Genomic DNA, 24,545 nt, shown 5'->3' on the forward strand with positions numbered 1-24,545 from the left:
CTATTTTACTATATGTTTTTTAAAAAGGCAAGGAGAGAATGCCTGTTTAAACGGTATCTCTCCTCACTGACAGTATTATTTCAATAGAAAGGATTATGGTCTATAAAACCACATCAATTCTCCTCTTCTGAAAGTACCATGGTATTTACGCCAAAGAATTTGGCCCATTGTACATTGTTCGGGCCCGGTTTCATCTCGATATAAACAACACCTTCGTCATTAGGCTCAATACCCTTAATCTCTACCGTTCTATCGAAATTATCGTCATTAACCAAATAAGCAACGCCATCGTTCTTTCCGATTACATGGAACTCGGTTTCAGTTCCACGGTCATTGATGTGACCATAGAAACTGAACGTATATTTTGTTCCTTGAGAGAGACCTGTCACCTTAAATCCACTGAGCGGAATAGCAATACCGTCGCTGAAAAACATATCCTCAGAAGCTGTTTTTGGAAGACCCAAATTATTATTCAAACCGCGAGCCAATTCTCCGGAAAACGGTTTGTCCACCTCGATGCCGAAAGTAGTAGGACGACCTCTATGGTCGAGCATATTTACCAATCCGGGGTCTCTGGGATTCCTATAGTTGTTAAACGGAGCCGGAGAATCAATGACACCAAAGTCAATGTAACACGTCTTAGGAGTCTTGGTAACAGTCAAGTCACTAAAGTAGCACAACTTGCCATCGGCTGTCTCTACCTTGATAACCGTTTTTCCAACGGCAATAGGCGTAATGACGGCTGCGTTGTTTTCTACACCTTCAATGGTCGCTACATCGGAATCGAGCACGCTCCATTTCAACAGATAGGAATCACCCGCCAAAGTGTCAACGGAAGCGGTGACAGTGACATTCTCGTCAATCTCCACATAAACTGCCGATTGATCGATACGGACAAACTTACGATTGGACAAGTCCACCTCATTATCATCCGAGCAAGACATCAATGTGGTAAACGCTAACGCCATCGTACAAAAAATGAATTTTATTGATTTCATACTTGTTCTCTAATTATTTATTAATATCCGGGAGCTTGTCTCAAATTGGGGTTGATGTCCATCTGAGCCTGCGGAACGGGCCATAAATACATTCTTTTGTTGAAGGTACGGCTCTTGTAGTAAGTTCTCTTATAAAAAGCCTTCGGATTGTTCACATCATCGCTCTTCTCAGAACCGTCATGATTCATACCATAAAGCTTGCCGCCCAGGTATTTGTCGGCAATCTTCCAACGACGGAGGTCATGGAAACGGATACCTTCACAATTGAACTCTACCCGACGTTCTTGCTGAATGGCGGCACGCATTTCTTCCTTACTCAGCCCTTCCTTCAAAGCGGGAATTCCGGCACGTTCACGAATCAAGTTCACATACTTATATACATCGGGAGTGGGAGCTGGCGAAGACTCGTTCAATGCTTCCGCATAGCCCAAATACGCTTCAGCCATTCTGTATAAGATACCCGGCTGATATACATACTTTCCATCTCTGGGAAGTACATCCAAAGAGATTCGCTTACGGACATTATAACCGTTCTGCGGAGAGTCGAAAGTCATATCCGTATCACGGCCTCCTTGAAGGAAGTTCACACGACGGTTATCAACTCCCAGCCATGCGCCATTATAGATGACGGAAACATAGAAGCGAGGCTCCCGGTTGCAATACATGTTGTAGGTACCTTCTTCTGTTACCGGGCTTACACCGGTTTCTTTATTGGCAAGGTTCGAAGGTCCACCGCCCGGCCACTTCGTGGTTCTATACTCTGTATTGGTAGAGAATCCGTTTTCCACATACCCCGATTCCGGGTTGATAATGGGCGAACCATCCTCGTTATATCCCAATATAGGCATTTCACCGTTCTTCATATAAAAAGCGTCCACCAGTTCCTGAGTAACACCCATAGCGGCATTTCCACCGATACCTTTCGGCAGATGATGAGCCTGCCAGTTGTTCAGGTCCACATTTTCGGGGCGTCCGAAAAGAATCTCCTTGTTGCCTTCTGAGAAGCGTTTCAACGACATGTTGTAGTAAGACATGAAGGGGTCGATACTTCCATCCACATTATACTCATAGTACAGCTTATGTCCGGCCGCTTCGGCTGCCTTTATCAAGTCGAGATGAGCTTTGGCAGCCTTTTCCCATCTTTCCGGCTTGGCTTCGGCATCAAAGAGGAATTCTCCTTCCGAATTCTTCCAGTCCTTGAGATCCGGATTGCCGTTGAACAATGGACTTGCGGCAAATAACAGTGTTTTGGCACGTATTGCCAAAGCCATGATAGAGGTAGCCCTGCCCCAATCGGTATTATTGGGATAGACAGCGGGCAAATGCTCTGACACTTCCAGCAGCTCTTTGTCAATCCAATCTACCACTTCGGCATAGGGTCTTTGGGGAGTCATCATCTCCGATTCGGGCGCATCGACGGAAACAAGCACACCGGGAGTAAACGGTATGGCACCATACAACTCAATCATCAAAGAGTAATAGTAGGCTATCAGGAAACGGACTTCGTACTTCATCTGGTTGACATAAGATTCCTTCAGGTCTTTTTCCGGAAGTACTTTTGCCTCTTGCAAGAAGATAAGGCCGGAACGTATGCGCTTGTGTAATTCTACCCAATAATAGGGGTCCCATGTTGAGATAGGACTCCAGTTTCCGGTGGTGTAGGCATACACATTGCTCCATCCATACGGCGACCAATCTTGGGGAATAGTGATATCATCGCCCATAATGTTATAACCTTGTGCCTTGAAATACCCCCACATGGGGCTGGGAATGGATGAATAAACACCTGCCAACCAGTCCTCAGTCCTTATCTTGTCCGTGAAAATCATCTCCATGGTAAGCTGGTCGTCGGGAGCCTTGTCCAAGAAATCGTTGCAACTCGTTGTCAATGCCAGGGTGCACGACAATAAGACAGCTTTTGCTATAGATTTATATTTTTTCATTTTCTTCGTATCTTAATTAATTGTTGAAATTGATGCTAAAACCCACTGATACAGATTTCATCTGTGGGTATCTCAATCCATCGGTAGTTTCCAGTTCGGGGTCCCAAAGCTTGAAGTTGGAGAACGTCAGCAGATTGGTTCCTCTTGCAAACAAACGGCAGCCGCGGATGCCAATTTTGGTAGTCCAACGTTGCGGAAGAGTATATCCAAGTTCCAGATTCTTCAAGCGCAGGAAACTCATGTCACGCAACCACCATGTGGAAGCTTGTTCATTGTTTGCCACAGCCTTGTCTCCCATACGGGGCCAGAATACATCTTGCCTCGGATTTTCAGGTGTCCAACGGTCGTCAATGTTCGAATAGATGTTACCAGCACCTAAGGAAGAACCCGGCAACCAGGTCTCTCCGCCCAAGAGCTGGTAGGTTTTACCTGTTCCTTGGAAGAATACTCCCAAATCGAACGACTTATAGCTTACTGTAGCTCCAAAACCATAGACAATCTCGGGAATACGTGTACCACCAATGGCTGTTTTATCTACTGCGGTCACTTCACCATCCCCGTTCAAATCTTTGTATTTAATGTCACCGGGACGTAGGTTACTCATATCACTGAACTTCTGTGCCGGAATTCCTTCCTTAAGCATACCGTTTTCATCGAAATCATCTTCCGTAAAGAGCCTTTCGGCTATCAAGCCAAACAATTGCCCTATAGGCTTACCGGTTTGCGAACGGTATGTACCCAAGATGGCGGCAGGTTCGTCTATTTCCACAACCTTATTGTGTGCGTAGGTATAGTTTGCCATAGCGGAAATGGCCCAATCGCTATTGAACTTATGGTTGACATTCAAAGACACATCAAATCCCTGATTCTCGACCTTGCCATAATTGGCCCAAACGGGGCGGTTGAATCCGGTAGAACCAGGTACATTGGTACGCTTCATAAAGATATCTTCACGCTTCTCCTTAAACACATCCACAACAATATTCACGCTATTGTTCCATAACCCCAAATCTAGTCCAGCATTCATCTTAGTCACAGTCTCCCAGGTCAGGTCAGATACACCAATCTCACCTTCCGAACGTCCCAAGCGATATATCTCTGCATCCGTACCCCAGCGATAAGAACCCGTATCAACGATAGTGGAAATATATGCAAAACGTCTGTAATCTGCGCGTCCCCTGATTCCCAACTCACTGTTTCCTGCCTTACCCCAAGTAGCCCTCAACTTTAAATTGGAGATGATACCTGAAAGCGGCTCCATAAACTTTTCCTGAGACACAATCCATCCTATCGCCGCTGCCGGGAAAAAGCCGAAGCGTTTGCCCTTGGCAAAGTTCTCGGAACCGTTATAACCGAAATTCAGCTCGGCGATATAACGGCTGTCATAAGTGTACGAGAGTCTTCCAGCTATACCTTGTGTACGATAAGGAAGCGCTTCTCCGTTGTTGTAGTCCTTTTGATTGTACAAAAACATCCCCCCCACATCATGTACGTCACCGAAAACATGATTGTACGAAAGCATTCCTTCCAGATAGATGGACTGGTCGCCCCATTCAGCTCCTTTTGCATAGCCCAGGAACTCTTGTCCGGTGGTCTGCACATCAGTGATGATGTTGCCCTCTGCATCGCGTGCGGTGGCGGGATTGTAGTAATAGGGGTTCTTGGAACGTGTTACGGAAGTTGCCGAGAACTTGTCGAAAGAGAAGGTTCCTTTGAACTTCAATCCCGGTGTAACGAACTTCAAATCTTGTTCCAACGATACTAAGGATTCAATCTTATTATGATTTAGTTTTTCGTATCCACGCTGCGTGGCCCACGCCCAAGGGTTCTCCTTGTACATCACACGTGGAATGCGCCCATCGGCATAGATAGCCGGATGCACGTAGGGAGGTACACGCATGGCTTGATAGAAAATGCCCTGGTTGGTTTCCGTGTCTCCCGGAGGAGCGTTACGAGTTTGCAGGAATACGCCCACATTGGCGCGGAACAAAGTGGTGGGAGTCACATTCACATCTACATTGGAACGCACCGTATATCGGCTCACCTTCAGGGAAGAGTCCCACTCCTGGTTTTTGTCGCGTTCAATGATACCGTTCTCATTGTAATATCCTGCCACCAACGCATAACGAAGAATGTCCGTACCACCGTTGACACTAACGTTCGCCTTTGTGTTGTCTGCATGGTCTTTGGAGATAACATCCCACCAATTCACATCGGGATAGAGTTCCGGGTCGGTCTGGTTCTTGTAGTTCAGCAGGGTGGCTTCGCTTACAAACGGGTTTCTACCCTGCTCGGCATACATTTCGTTAATCAGTTCCAGATACTTCACACTGCCGATGTAGTCGGGTATCTTGATGGGTTGCGTAAAGGAGTGTTCGAAGCGGACGTTCACCTGCGGCTTTCCAATCTTGCCGCGCTTGGTCTCAATCATCACTACACCATTGGCACCGCGCACACCATAGACGGCACTGGCGGCAGCATCCTTCAACACGGAAAAGGAGGCGATTTCTTCAGGGTCGATGTCGTGGAGCGAACGCTCGACGCCGTCCACCAATACCAGCGGATTGGTATTGCCAGTAAAGCTACTGATACCACGAATCCAGAAGTCGGAGTTATTGAACCAAGGGTCACCGCTACGCTGAACCGCAATCACACCGGGAACCATACCCGCCAAGTTGTTACTAAGCGAACGGCTGGGAGCCGCGGCAAGTTTGGCCGGCTCTATATTGGTAATGGAGCCGACCACAGAAGCTTTCTTCTGCGTTCCGAAGCCCACTACCACCACTTCGTCAAGGGCTGCCACATCTTCTTCCAAAGCTACATCAAGCACTCCTTTGGAGCCTACCGCTACCACTTTATCCTTAAAGCCAATATAAGAGAATTTTAATGACGGCTTATTACCTTTCAACGTAATCGTATACGTACCGTTGATGTCCGTCACCACACCATTAGAAGGGTCTGCCGCCTCCGTCACATTCACACCGATGAGTAACTCACCTTGTGCATCCATCACACGTCCGGTCACCTTCTTAGGCGACTGGGCAAATGCCGAGATACTGATGCACAACAGTAGCATCAGCATCCAGCCCGCAAATTGCTTTTTGGGAATATTCTTCATTTCGTACCTTTATTAATGATTTATTGAATTTGCTGCTCCGTAGAACTATTTTTCCATAGTCGTGCCAATATATTGGCACAGTTTTGCCAATATAGAGACACAGTTTTGCCAATATAATGGCAAAACCCCGGATATAAATATCAGCCTATGAACGTATAAAAAAAGAGCGTTACAAAAGTTTACTCGTTGCCCCACAGAGTGGCTTTGTTACCCTTGGACTTACGCCAGGCATCCCGCCAACGATGTATATCAACATGGTTGATGAAAGGTTTCGGAGCACGCTGTGCCTTTGTAGGAGCTTCGGGAAGAGCCACAGCCGAATCTTGGTACCAATAAGCCACGGTAGACAAATCCAACGTCAAGTTGTTGTTGGAGCCATGTTCGATGGTTCCCTTCAGGCTCTTTTCAAAGAAAATGGGATCTTCAATGAAGAATCGGTAAACGTGGGTACGACCCAGCCAGCCTATATCATTGTTCACACGGGGATAACCGAAGTAAGGATGCGAGAAGGCTTCTTTAGGACACCAGGCCGTATTGAAGAAGTCTTCCGTACCTGTACCTATCAGCGAGGGAACCTTTTCTCCATCAATGAACCACATGTCGTCACCTTCGCCATACCACATGGGAGTGGGACAATGCACATAGTAATTGATACCTACAAAGTGTCCCTTGCCTTGGGTTTCCATGAACACATAGTTGCGTTCGCCGGTGGTGTTCGGCTTCTGGGCACCGGTAACTCCCCACTCCGTCTCGCCTTCGGGAAGTGCTTCAGTCAGGTTGTGGTTATACCAGGCATGAAAGCGGCCCATGTCCTTGGGAAGCTTCGCCATCTCCAGATAATCCACGTAGAAGTAGAAAGCATCTATGTTGCGGTCGCTCTGGTTCTCAATTTCAATGCGTGCGCCCTTCTCGAAAGGCATAGCGAAATAGCACGACAGACCGGTACCGTTTTCAGGACCGGCCGAAAGAGGCAAGGATGCGTAGTTGTATCTCTCATCCCAGCCTTGTCCGAAGAAAGGGCCGATGGGAGACTCTACCGAAGGATAATCGTTGCCGTCCCAATACATGCGAATGATAATGTCGTTTCTGCTCAAAGTGGGAGGTGGAGGCGCAATCGTCACCCAAATGTGGTTGATGACTCCCGTTCCCTTGATGTCTGCAATGATGCGTTTCTCACCTGGTTTGAAGGGCTCCAAGTGATCTCTGTTACCTCCGGTAGGATCTGTACTGGAGATTCTTTTGTTTTTTACACCCGACTTCAACTTTGCCAAGTCAAACATTTCGTTCGTCATGTTCGACTGTGCAAAAACAGTAGGAAAGTACAATCCCAGAACAAGGGAGAGTAACAAACTGAATTTTGTAATTCTTCTCATAAATTTTTGTTTACATTGATTAATTAGATGATTAATATTCCAATAAATATGGTTTCTCATTGAATGTTTTCCACAGCAATTCTCCAAACAATGTATTGGCCCATGCAAACCAGCTCCTTGTGAATTTCTTGGGGTCATCCTTGTGGAATGACTCGTGCATGAACCCGGTACCGGCATGCGTTTTCTGGAGCATCTGGATACATTGCTGTAACTCTTTATCGTCTTGAGCAGTCAGGGCTTTCATTATCAGGCTCATCGGCCATATCATGTCCGTACCAATATGATGTCCTCCTATCCCTTCAAAATAAGAACCTTTAAAGAAATAAGGATTGTATTCCGACCACACGAATCTTCTGGTATTGGCATAAATTGCATCATCCCTATCAACACCACCCAGATAGGGTAACGCCAGCAGATTAGGGACGTTGGCATCATCACTAAGATAAGCCGATCCAAAGCCATCTATTTCAAAAGCATAGATTTTACCGAACTTCGGATGATTCACCACGGCATAAGTCTGCAAAGCATTATAAACTTCTTTACTCAACGCCAACAGTTCATCAGCCAGTACATTGTCTTTGGTTATCTTTTGAACCATTTCGGAAGCCTGCCTCAAACTGGCCACCGCAAAGAAATTGGACGGGACGAGAAAAGGAAAGATAGTGGCATCATCACTAGGCCTGAAAGTAGAGCAAATCAATCCGACCGGATTTACTTTATAGCCCACTCCACCCATAGGAACAGCATCTATAGCCCATTCCGAAGTTCTGCGAAAGCTATAAGGCCCGTTACCATCTTTTCTCTGCTGTTCCTTGCAGACCCTTAAAACGGTTTCTATCGCCTTCTTCCATTGCGCATCGAAAGGAGAAGCATCATTTGTCTTTTTCCAGTATCCATATGCCAGGCGAATGGGATAGCAAAGCGAATCCAACTCGTATTTACGCTCATGAATACCCGGTTTCATCTCCGTATGGTCGCTGTTCCATCTTGTATACTTCGTATCATCATCATAAAAGGCATTGGCATACGGATCCTTCAATATAAAGGAGGTCTGCTTATTGATAACGCCAATTATCAGTCTTTGCAGGTTCTTATCTTCAGACATGAAATCCAAATACGGATATACTTGGGCAGAACTATCCCTTAACCACATGGCATCAATATCACCGGTAATCACATATGTATCCGGTCGGCCATCCTTTTCTGAATAAAAAACGGTTGTGTCCAACGTATTCGGAAAACAATTCCCAAACAGCCAGCCCAGTTCTTCATTCTTGACCTTCTGTTTAAAAGTAGCAATGGCCTTTTCAATGGCAGGACTTTTGAAGTTCCTTTCCGATATAGGCTTCCTTACTGTTGGAAACGACGAAAAAGAGGTAGCTGTCGAAGCTACGCCTGAATTCGCAAACATCAAGTTTTTATTCAGCGCATATCCTGCCCCCAAAAGGCCCACTCTCTTTATAAAATTTCTTCTGTTCATGTTATAAATCCATTGACTAAAAATATTATCCTGGAACAATCTTCTTATCCTAACAAACTAACAACTGATTGAAATACAATTTCAACTGATAAACATCACCCTTATAACCTTCTGATATGTAATAGCGCTCCTCCATCCTTTGCCAGATTCAGTTCAATGATATCCTTCCTTGTAACTTTCCGTACCTGTCTGTCCAGATTGTTTGGATTCCGGTCCACATCCTCCGCATCGGTATAGATCGTTGCCTGGTAGTCCCCCTCACTAAGGAAGTCCAATTCCAATTTCAGATCCCTTTCCGTACCGTTGTTCAGCGAGCCTACCCACCAGTCCGAACCGCTCCTGCGGGCCACCGTGACATGCTCATTCATCCTTGCCAGCGGAACTCTTATCTCATCCCACGTTCCCGGCACGGTACGGAGCACCTCGAACCCCGGTTGACCTTCATAAGCCTTTGGCGTATCGCACAAAGAGGTGAGATGGTTTTCCAAAACCACATACATGGCCAACATATGGCAGCGTGTGCTCATTACATGAGGATTTACATACTGTATCTTGAACTCCGAGCGCGGCAGTGCCCTGAATCCTCCCAGGTGATAGTCCGTCGCTCCCGCCAGCATCCTGGTGAAGGGTATCGCAATGTCATGGTCCGCATTCACCAGCGTGTCCCATTTGCATACTTCATAGTTGAGTGTCCCCTCCCGTGTGAATTCATTCGGATACGTCCTTACCAGTCCGGAAGGCTTGCTCGACCCATGGAACTGTATGAACAGTCTGTGTCTTGCCGCACATTCCAGTATCTCTTCTTGGATGCGTATCATTTCTTGGTCATTACGGTCCATAAAGTCCACCATGAGTCCCCTGACCCCCCATTCCTCATAGAGCGCAAAGGCTTCTTCGAGTTTGTCGTACAACGGTCTCCAGTGTACCCACAGATGTATGCCAACTCCCTTGCTCCTTGCATATTCCACAATTCTCGGCATGTTCAGGCACGGTATCGGTTTTGTAACGTCCGCATTGGGTCCCGCCCATCCGAAATTGAAGTTGTCATCATAGTACCAAGGAGTCTCTGCATATCCGTAGATTCCATGTGCATCCAAGCCATTGCGTGCTGCAAAATCGATGTAGTACTTGTTTGTATCGAAGTTGTTTCCCGGAGAGAACGTGCTGTCCGGCACGACATTCCCGTTCCACCATGTGAACGTGGTCCTGCAAGGCTTAATCCATGAAGTGTCTTCAATCCTGCAGGGCTCGTTCAGGCTTGTTAGTATATTCGTCTCCAGCAATCCTCCCACCCGGTCTGCAACGGAGATTACGCGCCACGGGGTACGGTGCGGGAAACTGTCTGTCTCGACCTTTATCTTCTCCTGCCCCAGTTTTGGCGAGAGCTTTCCCACCAGTCCACCCTTCTCCTTCACCAGGTACATTCCCGCATAGTCCCTTATGGCCGCTTCGGTTATAGCCACTGCCACCCCGTTGTCGAACTCGAATGTCGCCGGCATCTCTATCAGCCTTTTCCTTGCCACCTTGTCATATCTTACATGACTGTATACCCCTTCGTGTGTATTCACATACCCGGGCAGGTACATGAGCAACGCCATCGGGTTTCCTTGCAAGTTGAACTGTGTCCTTTCATCATACATCACGTATGAATCCCATGCTTTCTGTTCCGGAAATTCATATCTGAATGCTATCCCGTCATCGAATGCCCTTACAACCAGGTTTATCAGACGGCCGGAATCTGACCGTTCCTGCATGGGAACGGTCATTTCATTACAACGGCTACGTACACTACTTGTCTTGCCGACAATGAGCTTGTATGTCTCATCAATCTTTTTACGCTGCACCTTTCCTGCTTTAAGATTCCTTCCGAACTCTCCGCTATCAAAGCTGAAACCAAGCAAAGAATTTGCTATAAGAGACTGCTTCCTATAGTCGATGTCATATGAAACACTCTCCGACGTCACTTTCAGAGAAAATCTAAGTTTTCCGTCAGGAGACGATACAGACATTCTCTGCTGTGCAGAAACAGCCATAAAGCAAAATAGTGCAACACACAAAACAAAAAGTTTCTTCTTCTCTGTCATCTTAATCTGTCTTTGATTGTACATCCTATCCTAATTGACCTCAATCCACAATCTTGCCCGAAACATTATAGCGTTTCACATCAATGTTGCCATAAACCACATTCAACACAGGCTTTCCTGCTTTCCATTCAATGGTTCCGAAACCGGTATCAGTACTGATGAAACTTTTGAAATCACCAATCTTAGAATTGATGTACATGGTTTTGTCAACAGCATCATACCGCACTCCTGTAAGCCCCTGCAACATTCCATAGCTTGCCATGGCACGTGCATACCAGTGGCCGCACTCTATCTCATTGAATGGGTTTCTTACTCTTCCATCATATCTCTCACGGCATTCACGGACAATATCCAAGCCCTTTTCCACCTCACCTTTCATCATCAAATGACTGGCAACCTGATATTCGATACCGGTCCAGACTTCATTGCTGTATACAAAAGGCAGTGACAGCATACCACCCTTCGGCCATGTGCAAAGCAATAATCCACCATCCTTACCACAAGCATACACCGGTCTTTGAGGATTGAAATGGTCTATCAAGTCATGTTTCAGATTGTATTTGTGTACGGCCACCAGATGGCTCCTGACCTTTTCATTGTCCAGCACTTCATCCAGTCCGCATACGGAAGCCATCCACATCCCTAAAATTCCATCGGACAGACAACCGGTACCGTATTGGTATTTTGGCCCTTCTTCCTTCAGCAATTTCAGGGCCTCTTCGGAATAACTTCCCCCGAAAGACATTACATCAACCGGATTGGGAGCCTGAAGCCCTTCCCACTGAATCTTCTGTATGAAATATTCTCCATCGAAGAGTGCAGTTTCCATGTATTTCTTGCCTTTTGACAGCAGGGCCGTATATTCCTTAACGGGTTGCTTCAGCTCCTTGCCCATCTCTATAAACGCAGTCAAAGCTCCCAAATAGAAACTTGTACACATGCCGTCCGGTCCCCAGAACTCGATGTCATAAGTATTGTGGTGCGGCTCTTCAAGATAGCCCTTATGCAAGGGGTCCCATGTACGGATGCAATAGTCAAGACTCTTTTTCACTGCCGGGAAAAGGTCTTTCATCCACTGTGTATCCCCACTGATACGCCATTCACGGTAAACTTTCATAATCCCACCCAACTGTCCGTCGGCAGCAGCATGGAAGTTGTGAGGCGGTGCCGAAATAGGCAAGTTGACTCTAAAATTCTGGTGTCCTTCCGTATTCTGGCTTACCCTGAATTCCGTTTCACGCAAGGTTCTTTCCAAAGACGGGAACAAATGGGGCAAAGCCTGTGCATAGTTCCACACATGCGTACAACTTCCGTGACAAGAGCCAAAAGAATCCTGACATCCTTCCCAAGCCCAAAATCTTCCATCCCATTGACGTAATACCGTAGGAGATTTCAATATAGTTAAATTAGCAGCAACAGCCTCCAGTACTTCTGCCGGCAAAGAGGAACTATAGAATGCATCACTGAACAGCCGGCTGTTCTTTTCCAGCATCGCCTGGTTTGCATCCCAATAGCCGATAACCTCATTCAAACTCTTGAAGCGCTCCGAGTACCAAGGTCTGTAGGTAGCTTCGACATCTCCTTCATCTGCCAGGAATTGTTTTTCTTCTTCAGAAGAATCCACAACCTGCCAGTCTCCCCAACTGTTATTTTCAAAATCGGCAAGTAAGGTGGATGTAGAAGACAAGTTGTAAATATCTTCATTCCTATTGTCTGTCAACACAAACTGGTCGGCCAGAATATGTCCCCACGGGTAAACATCCAAATCAATGACTTTCACAAAAGCCTTCTTTCCTTGATAAGGTTTCAAATCCCATACGGTTTCACTCAGAGTCTCCGTCTGATTTCCGACCGCCGTCTCTACAATCTTTCCGTCTACTACAAGATTTACAGAAGTACGGTCAGCCTGACTGCCTCCACCTACCAGAAACTTCAGATATCTTTTCCCAATATTGAACTCAGGAGACTGAATAATACCCGTCAGTCCATCTCCACCCCTATCGAACGAGTTCAGCAACTGCTTGCCGACAAAGCCGCTCACAGGTTGCTGACCGGAAGCCGTTCCCTTGCAGGGCATTCCCGTAAATGCCTGTCCTACCTTTCTGGCACCACCGATAGAAAGGTTTGAATCGGGCAGATACCAGCAGAAGTTTACCTTGACTGTTTTTGTCTCTCCCGGCTGCAACGTCAGCGGAACATAAACAGATGCTCCCGGAGCAACACCCTTAACCGGCCGCTTATCAGCGATCCGCCCATAGCGAATATTATCCCAAACCACAGTCTGCGGATCGAACCAGGCACCACGGAACCAACAATGGTCTACAACAGCAGCAGCATTGTCCACATAAATAGCTAGCCCACTGTTGTTCTGATCGGATTCTAAAACAAACCCGTTCTTTACCCCTCGGATAGTACCCTGACCATCTATGAAATTTTTGGTATTATAAGAAAATACCGTCTCGATAGCCTTACCGGAAGTATTTGTAAATTGATATTCCAGTACTCCAACCGGCAAACTGGAATTGTCCGCATCCGTCGGAATGAAAGGACTCCAACCCGTAATCTTTGCAGCCAAAGGCATATCCTTGTCTTTCAAATCTACAGTTGCAAAAGGGAAACGTGCCTGGAATACCGCTTCTTCAAAGCGTGGAAGACCGTACGTCTTGTCTCCCCTACCTAAACCACTCTGTGCAGGACCAAATAACTTCCAAGTCGGAACCTGCCCTTCCAATACCTTTGCTCCGTTCTCAACCCCCTTTACATAAATCGCAGCAAAGGTATACGGCTCATTCATCACATCAGGATGGTGTCTGAGAGACACATGCGAAATGGCACCGGTTCCCTCCAAACAGAACATTCCGGCGCCGATTCCCCCTATAGGAAATGCAATCTTATCCAGATATTCCTTTTGATACTTACCGTTAAACTCCCGCCCTTCACTGTTCTGGGACATTGCTTTACCCGGAAACAGTATAGCTACATTAAATAGGGCCAATAAAGTTAAAGTTGATCTTACCATAGTTGAATTATTAATGTTAACGAATCATTATTCTATTTTTCCAAATTTATCAAGGATGCGGTTGTACGCTTCAGCCGCTGCTCCATTTCCCCAATCATAGATTGTAAACTCACCCATACCTTCACCTGCCGGATTTGTACGGCCGCCATGCCCGTAATTTTCCATCATGAATCCATAATCCTCTGAAGCAAAGAACGGATGAACTTTTTCCCATTGCTGTTTGGTTTGAGGATTTTCAGTACAATACATCATTACAAAAGATGCCTTAAGTGCAGCATATCCCCGTTCTATATACTCTGGCTTATCAAGAAGTTTTCCATATTGAATGATGAGTTCGGAAAAAAGACTTTCGCGTGAATCATTCCATTCACCATCGGCATTCAACACACCAAAACCACCCAATACATTTACATACATGTATGGCGGCTGCCACGATGCTTGGGTCATCAGCAATTCATCAAGTGTACGCTGTCCATAATCAAGATATTCTTTATTTGAGGTAAGACGATAGCACTCCAGTAAGGCTTCAGCTGTCCAGAACATTGAAAAATTATTCTGTTTATGCATATTGTTCCGCAAAACTTTTTTACCTACCAAGTTATCCGAACCGTAACGAGAACAAGACCAATAGGTTTCAAAGTCTTCCCACTTCCCAACCGGGATAATTTCATGGATAACTGCATTCATGGCTTTAAATGCTGCCCGTTTATACTCTTCCTTATGTGTAAGCTCATACAGTTTAAGTAAAAAAGTAACTGATAAAGATGTTTCAGGAGAAGCATTCAAATGGTTCATCGGCTGCATTGTCTTTAAGTCAAGCCAGCCAGGGAAAAAACCATTTTCATACTGTATTCCAAGTAAAGCCATCGCATAATCTTCTGCATAAGCCAAAAGACGGGCATCTTTTTCTAATTCATCATACCACCGAAGCATCAACAATGCTGTCCAACTCATATCAAGAATATGATACGGAGATTCTTTCGGATTCCAGGTATAAGGATTTCTGTTGGAATTTCCCCAATAATAGGTATTCCACCCCTTGCTCCGATTATACTTTTTACCATCAATCTCTACTTCATGCATTTCCGTACCGATAAGTCCATAGAAAAAACCATTCCTCTGCGGAAATGACAGAGCCAGTTCTTTTGTCAAATTTGCTTTTGCAAGAAGCTCCCTATTACCGGTTCTTCTTGCATATCGATATAATCCACTTGCAGAACGCAATGAACTGAACCATGCCTGATTCCAGATAGAACGAAATTCACGTTCATTAATCTCTCCCGGATAATTAGGACTTTGAGTAACATTCACAATAAATACGGGAGCACCCACTTTTTTCCCATCTAACTCAAATTGCTGCCACACATTTTCTGACCATGAATTAAAAGCCCAATTATAAGTATGTTTCACATACGTTTCTAGGTTCTCCTTCACCGGATTACCTTTCTCATATGCAGCATGCCCCCATCGACTCCACATAAATTCTAACGGCTTCTTAAAAGGATTCCGCAATACTTCCTTGCTATCAGAATACATCAAATAAAAGCCTATTTCAATATCTCCTTTTGGGTAAGTAGTTTCTTGATCACGCTCAAACAGAACGTGTTCGGATACATGGTTATTACACATTCCGAGAATAAGTGTATTAGAGGATGCGTCCATATCCATATACCATCGTACAGGAGTCCCCTTCTGCATAATATCCAAATCGGGGATAAGAATAAGAGTTTGATGATCGTCTGCTACGATAAGGGCAGGAGAACGGAATACATGTTGATCGATGACATTTCTATCAGTAGGAGTAAGATGTGGCGCCCAATGGAATGAAGGTAAAAAATCCGGCTTTACCGCTATACGCCAATCACCTTGTTGAACAGAGTTTTTAAGCGAAAAAGAAAGGTTTATGTACAAAGTGTTGTTATCTATCACTTTCACATGGCTTTTTCCTCTCTCAATTCCTAATAAATCATACTGTATAATATCAATAGCTTTACTAAAATTCTTCGGAAAAACACCCTTATTCAACTCAATTCTCTCTTGTGCATCCCAATGCTCTTGAGCAAAGATGCCTATGTTGGACATTATCATCCAAACAAAAGTTATAATTAATGTGCGTGTGTTCATGATATTATATTTATCAATATAATTAAAACTCTCCCATATCAGCCAATTCAGCCTTCATTAAAAAAACATTATAAGGCATCCACATTGACATCGTAAAATATAAATTATCACCAGTTACCGACAACGGATGAATGTAAGAACCATACAATTGGGCATACTCTCTACCATTAGCAAGCTCATAGGGTTCACTCCATGGGCCAGTTATGTCTTCTGCCGTACGCATAGTTATATTATATCTATCTGCATTGAAATAAGCAATTATCCATTTCTTATGTGTCTCGTTATATATAAAAGAAAGTTCACCAACCTTATCTTCTATTAATACAGTTGCCTCATTTTCATTGCCTTTTATCCATTGATTAGTAAAAGAATTCCAATATTCATAAGCTGTCTTATTCTCAATATCTGTTTCATGAAATCGTGCTAATTTAGCATTGCTATCCCTCCCCGTTTGAGTACCTATCATATAAACATATCCATCTTTCTTAAAGTACCCTACCTGGCCAAAAAAACTATAAGATGAGAAGGTTATATCTTTACATTTAGCCCATGTCAAACCATTATCAACCGACTTATATATTCCCGAATAATTTGTAATCCATCCCGTCCAATTTCTCATATTAAAATAATGTACATAATCTATTCCATTAGCACGAATAGCAGCTGTTGGGATAGAAGTCCAATCACCATTACCTGACGAATCTTTTCCCCCATATACTATCTCGCGGGCATACCCTTTATCATCAGTAGCCATATTGCTGAATGACAATCCATCTTCTAAATCATTATCCTCCGAGAAAGCCAGCACATTACTACGCCAACTCCCTCCGTTAGGTCCAGGATTAGCTGGATTAGGCTTAAAGTCATACCCAAAAGTATCACCAAAGAAAATTCCATATTTTCCGGGCTGCATCTCCCAAATAATGCCAAGATCTGTTCCTCCTACATTCCATTTTGTCGCAGTATTATTAGGACTTGGAAAGTTTTCTCCATTTATTATACTCCCTGTAACACGAGCTATACGAGTAACATTACGAATAAAAAAACCCCAACGGTTATCCACATTCAAAGAGAGCTCTTTTGACATATTACCATCTTTGTAAAAGGCAGCTAATACTAGCCGAAATTTCTGTGGATCTGTTTTTTGGATGGTATAATTGAAAATATAATCAGACGTAAGTTCGCTTTGACTTATCTTAGCTGAATAGCTGTCACCTACACTCTTTCTAACCAGCAAATAATCTATGGCATCAATATCCTTAAAATTCAATGTTGTTGATACAATTTTTGTATCCTTATTTGGAATCAAATGAGTATCCAAAGGTATAATTTCATCAATAGGAATATAAGTTTCAGTTTCTTGTTCAGAAGTACAAGAAACAAATAAAAATATAAACGAAGAGAATGCTATAAATAATATGTTTTTCATGTCTATTGATTCATTTTTCAATTTATCGTAACCAGATAACCCATTCGCCTTATATCAAATATTAAAATAGAGAGTGAGCTGACTCAGAAAAATACCAGTAAAAGCCCACTCTCTATCATTAACTACAAAAATCCTTCTCGAAACTATTCGACATTAACTATTACACCCTCAGAAGTAACAGTAGATGTACGCCCTGTTTCTTGATTTTCCTCAGTAAAAGTACCTACCAATTTAACGATATAGCGATACTTCTTAGCAGGATCAATAGTGAAAGTATGAGAGGTTTCCTCATTTACCAAGGTTATTCTATCTCTATAAATATTATTTTCCACTATTTGAATCTGTACTGAAATAGGACGTCTGAAGTCTTCTGGAATTACTGAAGGAATACTCCAAGTCAATGTCACTGTAGTAGCATTATCTTGAATATACTGCACATTCTCAGGCGTAGGCATGAAATAATTCAAGCCCTTGTCATCAAGCACATCTCTGTCATAGCAGCTGGACAGTGATAACACTACCAACAACATTGTAAAAATGGTTACTATCTTTTTCATAATTTTCTTCTTAATAGTTAAACATTAATATCCCGGATTCTGCGTATAGTTACCCTTTGAATAATTCATTTGTGGTTGGGAAATCGGAAAGTACTCATCACGACCGGCAGTAAAACGAGCATCATTGAACCAATCGAAGCGAGTTCTTTCAATAGCAAAATATTCGTTCATTGTCTTTTCCAACAATCCCCAACGCTGCAAATCAAAGAAACGATGACCTTCGCAAGCAAATTCAAGACGATTTTCCCACATTAAGGCTTTCCATGCAAAGTCCTTAGTCCAATTACAGTTAATACCCGGCTGATAAGTAGCAATATGATAATTCATTGTATATGAACCGTCAGCTTGAGTCAAACGAACCAAACTATTGGCAGCACGAGTACGAATCTGGTTAATATATGGCAGGGCTTCCATTTCTCTATCCAATTGAATCAAAATCTCAGCTTTCCACAGCAACACGTCATCGTAACGAATCATCTTCTTATTCATAGAATTAAATTGCCATCCATCATAAGCAATACAACCACAATCAGGATGTGGCATATCTTTGATGGGTTTCAAGAAACTATAAGTAATCGGATCACGAGTAGCAGTTGAATGGAATAATAAATCAGGATCATACTTCCAAGGCTGTCCAGGAGCTACGATAGTATGGCTAAATCGGGGATCCCATGTATACTTATCAAAGTAAGGCTTAGCGCCAGAATTAACGATATCCAAATTATAAGAACCATCTGAATTTTTAATATATTGACCATAATCATCCTCATTATAATCCTCGAAACGGGGTAAACCGTTTTCATCAGTCTTAAACGCATTAGTCAACGTATAGCTAGCATGGTTAAAGTCACAACACTTAAATACAAAATTACCAGGTTGTGTTTCGGGCCACATCCATGGATGATTCAAACCTTCAGCGCGATTAAATCGACCTGCTGTATGAAAATTATTATCAAGAGCAAATTGTAATTCCCAAATGGATTCTTTAGTAGCATTATCATACTCTACCAAAAAGTTATTACCAAAATCAGATTCCAAACCTACACGACCACCTTCTTGATCAATAATTTTATCAATATAAGGCAAAGCTTCTGCAAGTAATTCCTTATTGATATTTATCACCTGATGACGGTCATCCTGTTCGTAAGCCATATTTAATATTGTCCTAGCAACCATAGCAGTAGCAGCATTACGGCTTACACGACCTTTATCCATCTGATCCAAAGGCAATAATTCCTCGGCCTTTTTAAAATCATCAAGAATACGTTGCCATAAGTAAAGATCATTCCCCTTATCCAATTCACGGTTAGGTACTGCTTCAAAAGCATCTGACATACCTACTACATTCTCATCAATATAGGGTACATATTTCCAAAGTTTTTTCAAACGATACAACGTAAATGAACGGATAAAAAGCATCTCACCCATAAAACTATTCTTATTAGGTAACTCTTCTTCCGTAAAATTTGCCATTCTTTGAATTGCTGTATTACATCTTTGGATAACTTGATAAGAATTATACCAAGTACCATCCAATGCACCGGTATTAGGATTTACATAAGTAAAAAGTGATATGTTACCAAAAGAACCTACAGCATCAGCAACACCACCACCACCTTTGTAGCAGTCATCCGAACGCATAGAACCACTCCACCAATACATATAAGGAGAGGAATCCAATGACCCCATCTCACACATACGGGCATAGGCTGCTGTGACAAAACCTTCTATATCGCTAGGTTTGTTAAGTATATTTTGGTCCAGAACTTGTTTAGGATTGATATCCAAATATGAATCACAACTGCTGACTCCCAATATAGAGCATAGAGCAATTGATAAAGTTATATATTTGCTTTTCATAATAATTTATTAATTAAGTTTAAAAAGAAACATTGATACCGAAATTGAAAGTAAATGGTGTCAGATAATGATAAGAAGGTCTTTCTGGATCGAAACTTGTATATTTGTCATCTCCCCAAAACTTCTTCAAAGTAAATACATTATATGCAGCAGCATACAAACGCAGATTACTCATATGCATTTTTTTGATAAGCTTAGTCGGAAATGTATAACCCAATTCAATATTTCTCAACTTAATATATGAACCATCTTCTATGAACCAAGAAGAGAATCTTTGTTCTTGATTGGCAGTATTATTCGAGATAGCCGGAATATCAGAATTCGGATTGTCAGGTGACCAACCGCCCAACATACGAGTTGCATGATTTTTCCATGCAGGATTGGTGAAAAGCCAAATATCACTCTCTTTCTTCCAGTCGCTATTTACATCATTACCGAACATACCCTCAAAAAACAAGTTCAAGTCAAAGCCCTTATAAGCGAAATCAAAATTAAGACCTCCAAAGAAATCCGGGTCATAGCAACCTATCCAAGTTCTATCATATGTTTCATTGATTACACCATCACCATCTAAGTCCTTGTAGCGAATACGTCCAACTGCTTTACCTGGCTGGTCTGCATGAGCATCAACTTCCTCTTGAGTTTTGAAAATACCATCAGCTACCAAACCATAAGCAGAATTTGGAGAACGTCCTAAAATCAAATCGTGTACACCATCACCAGCATACTTATTGATTACATTGGAAGGAAGGTCAGTCAATTCAGTTTTGTATGTACCAATATTGGCACTAACAGCCCACTGGAATTCACTGGAGGGGTCACTCTTGAAAGATACTGTAAATTCTACACCTTGGTTATTCATACTAGCACCATTAACCCAAGGTTCACCACCTTCACCCATTGCTGCGATATATGGAGTCTGGACCAAGATATCATTTGTTTTCTTATAGTAATAGTCAAAAGAACCAGTCAAACGTTGATTGAAAAATCCAAAGTCAACGCCGAAGTCTGTTTGTTTGGTTGTTTCCCATTTCAAATCAGGGTTACCAATCCAAGTTCTTCTATAGCCAGACTGCAAAGCGCCGGTTGCTTGTCCCTTAATAGGATATGCAGTATCAAAATATTTAGTAGTAAATGGAGTAGTTGTGTAACCACGAGGTAATCCTTGTATACTACCATTCGTACCCCAACTGAAACGAATTTTCAGATCAGACAACCAGTCCGCATCTTCCATAAAAGCTTCATCCTTAATTCTCCAACCAGCAGAAAATGCAGGAAATACACCATAACGATTATTGACACCAAACAAAGAAGAACCATCACGACGTACAGTTGCAGACAACAAATATTTACCAGCATATGAATAATTGGCCTTAGCAAAAAGAGAGAAATAAGTATATTCATCAGCAGAACTACTTACATCAATTTCATCACCGGTAGCAACACTAAGACCGGCAAAATCACGATCTTCCAAATAAAGTCCTTCTCTACTTGCATAAAAACCTTCTTGTACATAACGGGTAAACTCACTACCAAATACAGCATCAATATGGTGTTTTCCAAAACTTTTATTATAGGACAAAGTATTAGTCCATACATAATTTAACGGATGGGACTGGTTATTTCTTACATAATTTTTATCATTGCCTCTAAAACCAGTCTCTACATAAGCCCCATCTACTGTTCTACTATAAGAGTTACCATAATTTATACCAAACTGAGTTCTAGCAGATATACCATTCCAAATATTCAGGTCTGCAAAAACATTACCAATAATTTTCACATAATTATTGATATTATCTTTACCCATAGTCATTTTACGTACCGGATTATCAAAATCATCAAGTCCTGCAGGTCCTGCCCAGTTACCATTTACATCATAAACAGGAACCATAGGTGGCATAATCATAGCCAAAAAGGTTTCCCATTGACTTTTATACTGCAAATAAGAAATAGCTAAATTTTCTCCTACTTTCAAACGATCTTTAATCAAACTATATTCCGTGTTAGCACGTACAGAATATTGTTTGAAAAAAGAATGAATTTGTGTACCTTGGTTGTTAGTATACCCTAATGAAAACAAACTTTTAGCTTTATCCGAACCATTAGAAATAGTCAACTGATGATTTGTAGAAACTGCTGTACGGAAAATCTCATCCATCCAATTTGTATCAGTTGCTTTTACCAATTGATTATTATCCAAATATTCTTTCATTTTCATATTATCCAATACCAGCATTCCATTATCACCTCTATGATACTCATACTCAAAGCCATTGGGTAATAATAGGCCTGAACCATAAGCCCACTCATCATAAGCAGCAGCGCGGAAGGCAGCAGTACCCCATTCTGTGGCGTTCATCATTTCCGGTCTATTTATTATAGAACTTACAGAAACACTACCATTATAGTCAATGGTAGTCTTACCAGCTTTACCTTTTTTAGTTTGGACTAAAATCACACCACCAGAAGCACGTGCACCATAAATTGAGGCAGAAGCAGCATCTTTCAATACCTGAATAGATTCAATATCTCCTGAATTTATGTCACGTAGATTCAGACCTTCAGCTGGCATACCATCCAATACAATTAATGGAGTAACAGCTCCAGACAAAGAAGAAAGACCACGAATTTGAATGCCTATATCTTCTGCAGGATTACCGCCATTGTTGCTAATTTTCACACCGGCCATCTTACCCTGCATAGCTTTCATAACGTTAGCGGAAGTCTTCTTGATGTCTTTTGAATCCGCCAATGCAACCGATCCGGTTAAGTCAGCTTTTTTCTGAGTCATATAACCAGTGTATACAACGACTTCAGACAACATCGTAGCATCACTTTTCATAATAACATCCAAAGATTTCAAGCCTTTAACAGAATATTCTTCTGTTTTTTGACCAATATAAGAAAAGACTAACACAGCATTATCAGAAGGTATTCTTATCGAATATTTTCCCTCCACATCAGTAGTTGTACCTATAGTAGTTCCTTTAACGACAACATTTACCCCAATAAGAGGTTCATTAGTCCCTTCTTCCAGAACTGTTCCTTGTATTACTCTCGCTTGTTGAATCTCATTAGAAGTATCTACGCCATGCTCAGATACTTGAATAGATCCATTTGTCCCCGATGCAGCGGTTGCAAGGGGCAAATTATCCCCTGCATACACTGCAAATGATAGCATTGATGCCAATGCTATGAAACCATTCCTTTTAAAAGAAATCCTCATAATACTTTGATTTAATAGTTAATAAAAAAACAACGTAATTTTAAATATCGGGTATACCCAATTTTACCATCTTGGAATTTCCAAATCGTCCTTGCTCGGCAAAGCCGGGAATTTGGCATGCGGCTCAGCCTGGTACCAGAAAGTGGTCGACGAGATATCCGACTTCTGGTTGTTGTAGCGTCCGTCATGACGCCATCCCAAATCCTGTATCGTGATCTTCAGGTCCTTGTCGAAGCGTACCGGGTCAAGGATATGCCAGCGGTACAGCCCGAAAGCGGTCACCGCACGGTACAGCCCGTCGGGACGGATTACCTGGTGCATGCCGGCATAGGGGGTGGTGAACTCCTGGTACTGGCGCGTCTTCTGGTTCTCGAAATTGTACGAGCCGCAGAAGTAGTCCTCAGTCCCGGTCCCGCAGATAGTCGGGTATTCCCTGTCACCGTCCATGTAGAACTTGATTTCCCCTTCACCCCACCAGCAGTTGTCGTTTACACGCCATGCCAGGTAGGTACCCACGTACTGTCCCTTGCCCTTCACACCGTCAATCAGCGTGTGCAGCGACCCCTGGGTCGGGTTGGAGCGGCGGAACTGCGCGTGGAAGTAGGCCTCGTCCTCAGGAACTTCTGTCAAGGTATAGTTGATTTGGTAGTACAGGCGCATCTCCTCGGCGGTGTTGATGTTCTCCAGCGTGATACGGGCTTTCTTGCGGAAAGGCATCTTCCAGTAGCAGTTGAAGGCGCTGCCCGGATTCACGCAAACGGCCAGTGAGGAGAGCTGTGCATATTCATTGTATGCGCTGCAGAAGAAGTCACCCACCGGACATTCGACGGAAGGCTCCTTCTCATCGTCCCAGTACATTCTCAGGATGGAGAAGCGCCAGTTCCCGGTCGGTGTCATCCAGATCTGCTGGATGGCTCCCGGACCCTCGATCTCCGCAATCGTGATTGTCTCTCCCGGTTTCACGATGATGAAGGGGTTTACCTTCCAACCCTTGCCCAGGTCCTTGGCCGCATGATGAGCGTTGGCCACATTGCGCTGATCCTTGTCCCTGACCGGATCGGCCATGCCGCCCTTGCCCTTCTCGCCCGTGAAGTTCTCAGGGCTGATGGAACGTGTCTTGGCATCGGACAGTCTTGACAGGTTACCCATGTTCATGTCCAGACCGTTGAACGGGTAGTTGCTTTGGGCGTAAACACCCACGGTGGCCATGCATAAGGCCGCCAAAATTAATGATTTGATTCTCATGGTTTAAATAAATTAATTGGTTTATATACTTAGTTAATGGTTTCAGCAAGTTTTGCCAGTTCAAGATATTTCTTGTATAGTTTTTC

14 protein-coding genes are annotated in these 24,545 nt (G+C 43.2%); all 14 read right to left on the minus strand.

Annotation, left to right across the window (positions count from 1 at the left end):
- Positions 1–113 precede the first annotated feature (113 nt).
- On the minus strand, positions 114–998 hold the full coding sequence (locus DW800_RS01760) for a hypothetical protein (RefSeq protein ID WP_034522918.1): 885 nt from the start codon (positions 996–998) through the stop codon (positions 114–116).
- Positions 999–1,018: 20 nt separating this feature from the next.
- Positions 1,019–2,941, minus strand: coding sequence for a RagB/SusD family nutrient uptake outer membrane protein (locus DW800_RS01765; protein ID WP_117703757.1), 1,923 nt, complete (start codon positions 2,939–2,941; stop codon positions 1,019–1,021).
- A gap of 16 nt (positions 2,942–2,957) precedes the next feature.
- Positions 2,958–6,059, minus strand: coding sequence for a SusC/RagA family TonB-linked outer membrane protein (locus tag DW800_RS01770; RefSeq protein WP_098031896.1), 3,102 nt, complete (start codon positions 6,057–6,059; stop codon positions 2,958–2,960).
- 179 nt (positions 6,060–6,238) lie between these two features.
- A complete protein-coding gene (locus DW800_RS01775) occupies positions 6,239–7,432 on the minus strand; it encodes a glycoside hydrolase family 172 protein (RefSeq protein ID WP_022400938.1) in 1,194 nt (397 codons plus the stop codon).
- A gap of 31 nt (positions 7,433–7,463) precedes the next feature.
- Positions 7,464–8,912, minus strand: a complete 1,449-nt coding sequence (locus tag DW800_RS01780) for a glycoside hydrolase family 125 protein (RefSeq protein ID WP_119957735.1) — start codon at positions 8,910–8,912, stop codon at positions 7,464–7,466.
- A gap of 101 nt (positions 8,913–9,013) precedes the next feature.
- On the minus strand, positions 9,014–10,996 hold the full coding sequence (locus DW800_RS01785) for a glycoside hydrolase family 97 protein (protein WP_119957736.1): 1,983 nt from the start codon (positions 10,994–10,996) through the stop codon (positions 9,014–9,016).
- Between the two features lie 40 nt (positions 10,997–11,036).
- The gene (locus DW800_RS01790; RefSeq protein WP_119957737.1) at positions 11,037–13,949 is read right to left on the minus strand and encodes a GH116 family glycosyl hydrolase; all 2,913 of its coding nucleotides are present in this window, start codon (positions 13,947–13,949) and stop codon (positions 11,037–11,039) included.
- A gap of 93 nt (positions 13,950–14,042) precedes the next feature.
- Positions 14,043–16,139 (minus strand): hypothetical protein, encoded by a 2,097-nt coding sequence (locus tag DW800_RS01795; protein ID WP_119957730.1) that lies wholly within the window; start codon positions 16,137–16,139, stop codon positions 14,043–14,045.
- Between the two features lie 22 nt (positions 16,140–16,161).
- A complete protein-coding gene (locus DW800_RS01800) occupies positions 16,162–17,568 on the minus strand; it encodes a DUF4185 domain-containing protein (protein ID WP_057259238.1) in 1,407 nt (468 codons plus the stop codon).
- Positions 17,569–17,711: 143 nt separating this feature from the next.
- On the minus strand, positions 17,712–18,125 hold the full coding sequence (locus DW800_RS01805; RefSeq protein WP_009037502.1) for a DUF4945 domain-containing protein: 414 nt from the start codon (positions 18,123–18,125) through the stop codon (positions 17,712–17,714).
- Positions 18,126–18,149: 24 nt separating this feature from the next.
- Positions 18,150–19,985: a RagB/SusD family nutrient uptake outer membrane protein gene (locus DW800_RS01810; RefSeq protein WP_034529209.1), complete on the minus strand. Its 1,836-nt coding sequence runs from the start codon at positions 19,983–19,985 to the stop codon at positions 18,150–18,152.
- A 19-nt stretch (positions 19,986–20,004) separates the two neighbouring features.
- Positions 20,005–23,214: a SusC/RagA family TonB-linked outer membrane protein gene (locus tag DW800_RS01815; protein WP_119957731.1), complete on the minus strand. Its 3,210-nt coding sequence runs from the start codon at positions 23,212–23,214 to the stop codon at positions 20,005–20,007.
- Positions 23,215–23,277: 63 nt separating this feature from the next.
- Positions 23,278–24,423, minus strand: coding sequence for a glycoside hydrolase family 172 protein (locus DW800_RS01820; protein ID WP_243634889.1), 1,146 nt, complete (start codon positions 24,421–24,423; stop codon positions 23,278–23,280).
- Positions 24,356–24,545 (minus strand): hypothetical protein (locus DW800_RS19850; RefSeq protein ID WP_243634891.1); only part of this gene is annotated, 190 nt, incomplete at its 5' end. The genes DW800_RS01820 and DW800_RS19850, both read right to left, overlap by 68 nt.

The organism is Bacteroides sp. AM32-11AC (genome assembly GCF_003603515.1).
Taxonomy (GTDB): Bacteria; Bacteroidota; Bacteroidia; order Bacteroidales; family Bacteroidaceae; genus Bacteroides; species Bacteroides uniformis.

What these genes read in the sequence shown, in the direction of transcription:
- DW800_RS01760 (WP_034522918.1), bottom strand. Translation starts at nt 998, where the DNA reads ATGAAATCAATAAAATTCATTTTTTGTACGATGGCGTTAGCGTTTACC.
- DW800_RS01765 (WP_117703757.1), bottom strand. Translation starts at nt 2,941, where the DNA reads ATGAAAAAATATAAATCTATAGCAAAAGCTGTCTTATTGTCGTGCACC.
- DW800_RS01770 (WP_098031896.1), bottom strand. Translation starts at nt 6,059, where the DNA reads ATGAAGAATATTCCCAAAAAGCAATTTGCGGGCTGGATGCTGATGCTA.
- DW800_RS01775 (WP_022400938.1), bottom strand. Translation starts at nt 7,432, where the DNA reads ATGAGAAGAATTACAAAATTCAGTTTGTTACTCTCCCTTGTTCTGGGA.
- DW800_RS01780 (WP_119957735.1), bottom strand. Translation starts at nt 8,912, where the DNA reads ATGAACAGAAGAAATTTTATAAAGAGAGTGGGCCTTTTGGGGGCAGGA.
- DW800_RS01785 (WP_119957736.1), bottom strand. Translation starts at nt 10,996, where the DNA reads ATGACAGAGAAGAAGAAACTTTTTGTTTTGTGTGTTGCACTATTTTGC.
- DW800_RS01790 (WP_119957737.1), bottom strand. Translation starts at nt 13,949, where the DNA reads ATGTCCCAGAACAGTGAAGGGCGGGAGTTTAACGGTAAGTATCAAAAG.
- DW800_RS01795 (WP_119957730.1), bottom strand. Translation starts at nt 16,139, where the DNA reads ATGAACACACGCACATTAATTATAACTTTTGTTTGGATGATAATGTCC.
- DW800_RS01800 (WP_057259238.1), bottom strand. Translation starts at nt 17,568, where the DNA reads ATGAAAAACATATTATTTATAGCATTCTCTTCGTTTATATTTTTATTT.
- DW800_RS01805 (WP_009037502.1), bottom strand. Translation starts at nt 18,125, where the DNA reads ATGAAAAAGATAGTAACCATTTTTACAATGTTGTTGGTAGTGTTATCA.
- DW800_RS01810 (WP_034529209.1), bottom strand. Translation starts at nt 19,985, where the DNA reads ATGAAAAGCAAATATATAACTTTATCAATTGCTCTATGCTCTATATTG.
- DW800_RS01815 (WP_119957731.1), bottom strand. Translation starts at nt 23,214, where the DNA reads ATGAGGATTTCTTTTAAAAGGAATGGTTTCATAGCATTGGCATCAATG.
- DW800_RS01820 (WP_243634889.1), bottom strand. Translation starts at nt 24,423, where the DNA reads ATGGCCACCGTGGGTGTTTACGCCCAAAGCAACTACCCGTTCAACGGT.